We start from the raw sequence: 3,468 nt of genomic DNA on the forward strand, positions 1-3,468 counted from the left end.
CCATCTTCGACGACAGCGGCGACCGGCACGGCGAGGCCAGAGCGTTGGACAATCTTCGCCGTCGATCGCGCTGAACTCCACGCCGCCGAGCCCGGAGCCGTACAGACCGAAGTAGGTCTGGTAGTACTCGGGCACGATGGCGGCCTGCTCCATGATCTTCCTGTCGAGCGCGGCCCAGGCCTTGCCCGCCTCGGCCGCGTCGGTGATGGCGTTCGCGGCGTCGATCCCGGCGTTGATCTCCGGAACGTTGAGGTGGCTGTAGTTGGACGCGTTGTCCGCGATCAGCCGGCCGTCGAACAGCGGCTGGATGGCGGTCGAGCCGGTCGGCCAGTCGGCGGCCCAGCCGCCCCAGTAGATGTCGAACTTGTTGTCCACCGGGCCGATGGCGTCGTAGAAGGTCGCCGCGTTGAGCGGCTTGGCCACGACGTTGAAGCCCGCCTTGGTCAGCGCGTCCTTGACGGCGACGGTGATCTTCTCCTGCGTCGGCGTCTGGTTGTAGGCGTAGACGACCGTCGGGTTCGGCTCGCCGGCCTCCTTCAGCAGCGCCTTGGCGGCCTCGGGGTCGCCGGTGGGCTTGGCCAGCATGCCGTACAGGTCGAAGGACTCGTAGCCGAGGACCGTCGGGCTCATCACCGTGGTGGCGATCTTGCCGGTGTTGACCTCACCGCCCGAGATCAGCTGGAGCTGCTTGGACGGCCAGGCCTTGATGATCGCCTGACGGACCTTCAGGTTCGTGATCCGCTTGGTGTTGATGTTGTAGAAGGTGGTGAACGGCGTCAGGCCCTGAACGGAGCGCTTCATGGCGTCGGCGTTGTTCAGCACCTCCTGCACGCGCTCGGCCGCGATGGCGTTGTGGAAGGTCATCGCCGTCTTGTCCGGCCCGGAGTCCGCGAGGAAGCGCTCGGTGGAGTTCTGCGCCTGGACGCCGAACTCCATGTGCCACTTGTCGGGGTAGGCGTTGCGGATCGGGTCGGTCTTCGGGTCCCAGTTCGGGTTGCGCACGAGGTCCATGGACTTGTCGGTCACATGGCTCTCGATCTGGTACGGCCCGGAGGAGAAGGGCTTCTTGTCGTACTTCTCCTTGGTGTCCTGCGCCTTGGGCACCACTCCGTAGCCGGTCATGGCGACCGTGAAGTTGAAGTCGGGGTGCGCGGCCTGCAGGTTGAACACGACCGTCTTGTCGTCCGGGGTCTCGATCGCGTCCAGGGACTTGCCCTTGTACGGCCCCTCGTACGCCTTGCGGTAGTCGCCCTTGACCAGCCACTGCTGGACGTAGGTCGGGCCCTCGGTGATGAACGGCGCGTACAGGCGCTCGACGCTGTACTTGATGTCAGCCGAGGTGATCGGCGTGCCGTCCTGCCACTTCAAGCCGTCCTTGAGCGTGAACTTCCACGTCTTGCCGCCGTCGGTCGTGCTGCCGGTGTCGGTGGCGAGGTCGCCGACCAGCTTGATGCCGTCGGCGCCGGTGCGGTAGCCGGTCAGCTGCCGGGTGAACAGCTTGGAGGCCGTCGCGTTGTAGTTCAGGTAGACGCGGCCCGGGTCGAGGTGCGAGAAGTCGTCACGGTCGATCATGTTGACCGTGCCGCCCGGCTTGGCGCCCGCGACCGCGGTGGCCGGGCCCTGCGAGTCCGCGGCCGTGCCGACGACGATGGTGCTGACGGCCGCCTGCGTCTTGGTCGGCGTCGCGGCGGCGCCACCCGACGCGACGGGACCGCCGCCACCGCCCTTGGCGCAACCGGCCAGCGTGAGGGCCCCGGCCGTGAGGATCACCACCGCGGTGGTGGTCCTCCTGCGTGCGAATGTCATATCGACCTTCCTGATCATGTGCTTGCTGGTCCTGGTCAGCAGGTCAGCGGGTGGACGGCTATCGCCGGGTCTTGGGGTCGAAGGCGTCCCTCAGGGAGTCTCCGAGCAGGTTGAAGGCGACGACGAAGATCACCATGGATACGCCGGGGAAGACCAGATAGGTGATGTCCTGGTGGTAGACGTTCGAGCCGACCAGGAACATGCGTCCCCAGTCGGGGGTCGGCTCGGTCATGCCCACGCCGAGGAACCCGAGCCCGGCCTCCGCGCCGACGTACAGCGGCAGCGCGAGGGTGGACTGGATGATGATGGGCGTCCACAGGTTGGGCAGCAGTTCCTTGAAGATGATCCGGAACGGGGAGGCCCCGGTCACCCTGGCCGCCTCGATGAACTCGCGCTCGCGCAGGGAGAGCACCTGCGAGCGCAGAAGGCGGGAGATCGTGGCCCAGCCGAGCACGGTGAGCACCACGCAGATGGAGACGTAGCGCAGCCAGATCGGCGTCTCCTCCTCCGGGGTGACGAACGCCGCCTCGACGACCGGCAGGAACACGATGAGGAACAGCTGGGACGGGAAGGCCAGCAGCGTGTCGATGATCCGGCCGATCACGTAGTCGGTCTTGCCTCCGACGTAGCCGGCCCAGATGCCCATCACGACACCGATGATCGTCGTGATGATGGTGACCACGACGGCGATGGACAGCGAGGTGCGGATGCCGTACACGAGCTGCATGAACACGTCGCGGCCGAGGCCCGGCTCGAGGCCGAACCAGAAGTCGCCGCTGACGCCTCCGTTGGGGGCGATCGGGTAGCCGTAGTCGTTGAGCAGTCCCGGCGCGTTCTGGCCGTAGGTCGTGTACGGGTCCTTGCCGTACAGCCACGCGATCACCGGTGCGAGGATCGCGACCAGGAAGAAGAAGGCCACGATCGCGGCGGACACCACCCCGGTGCGGTCACGGCGAAAGCGCCGCCACATGAGCTGGGCGGGGGAGCGGCCCACCAGGGGGGAGCCGCCCGCGCCGGCCGTCGCTGCGGGGACGGGGTCGGAACCGGCCTCGGTCGCGGCCTGTGAGGGGAGAGTCATTGTGCGGGTGCCACCAGAGATCGATCGCAGTAAATCGTGACTTGAGGGAACCTTGGCAATTTATTACCCGTGGGTCAATGTCCGCGACTCATCCTTTACACGATTTCGCCGTTCGTTGTGCAATGTCAATCAGGTTGTGTCCCCAAACCCATTGACCTGCGGTGATGCCGTGGGACAGACTACCGAATGCGCGCAATTTGCATTGTCACGATTCTGTGACACAAGCATGACGTCGTCATGACGGAATCCCCCTATTACCCGCCAAGCACCCAATTGGGTGCGGCGCCCGATGTCCGCCGCCCGGCCGGGGTGACCCCACCTAGCAAGCGCTTGGTTAAATAGGGGTGGCGCGAGGGTTACGCCCGCTTTGCGGGACATGGCACACTGATAGGCAGAGCAGCGTGCTCCGGGGTCGGTGAAATTCCGAACCGGCGGTGACAGTCCGCGACCCGGCCGAGTCCATCGGCCGGTTGACCCGGTGTGATTCCGGGACCGACGGTTAAAGTCCGGATGGGAGGAAGCGCGCGAGCGTGCCGCGGCCCGGGGGCCGGGCGCCCCCCGGGGGGGGGGGGCGCCCCCCCACC

At 66.5% G+C, this 3,468-nt stretch carries 2 protein-coding genes and 1 riboswitch; both genes read right to left on the minus strand.

What is annotated here, in order from left to right; translation table 11 throughout:
* Positions 1–1,806, minus strand: a 1,806-nt coding sequence (locus AB0O34_RS36430) for an ABC transporter substrate-binding protein (protein WP_363923507.1), incomplete at its 3' end; no start/stop codon positions are given.
* A 58-nt stretch (positions 1,807–1,864) separates the two neighbouring features.
* Entirely contained in the window at positions 1,865–2,884 is a 1,020-nt protein-coding gene (locus AB0O34_RS36435; RefSeq protein WP_363923509.1) for an ABC transporter permease, read from the minus strand.
* 397 nt (positions 2,885–3,281) lie between these two features.
* A riboswitch (FMN riboswitch) is annotated at positions 3,282–3,412 on the plus strand.
* Positions 3,413–3,468: the final 56 nt, after the last annotated feature.

Source organism: Sphaerisporangium sp. NPDC088356 (assembly GCF_040685555.1).
In the GTDB taxonomy this organism is placed as follows: Bacteria; Actinomycetota; Actinomycetes; order Streptosporangiales; family Streptosporangiaceae; genus Sphaerisporangium.